This window comes from Treponema sp. R6D11 (genome assembly GCF_054786075.1).
The window spans coordinates 1-342 of the sequence record NZ_BDHD01001277.1; the positions used below are offsets into that span (position 1 = coordinate 1).

Sequence of the window (342 nt, forward strand, 5' to 3'; positions counted from 1 at the left end):
GCATTGTTCCTTATGTTCTTTTAATACCCACTTACGGCGATATGGGTTTTTGCTGGGAACCTTTTGATCGTTTTAACCGCGCTACAAGCCGTGGACGCATTGTAATTCCCATGTACCCAAAAAATTTATATTTGGCGGTTCTTACCGCAGTTGCCGATCTTCGTTGGCAAGTAGCAAAAGAGAAAGCGTCTTTTTACTGGATGGAAGAAGGACTTACAGGACATTACTATCAGTGGTTCCAGTCATTAAGATTAAAAGGCGATATTAAAGAATATTTTATCCGCGATTATATTATGTGGATGACCAAAGAAGCGGAAGGGATTCAAAAACTTGATAAAGATG

General features: G+C 39.5%; 1 pseudogene. It reads left to right on the forward strand.

The features are described 5' to 3' along the window. Positions 1-342, forward strand: a pseudogene (locus tag ACYVTD_RS18425) (hypothetical protein); the annotation flags it as partial.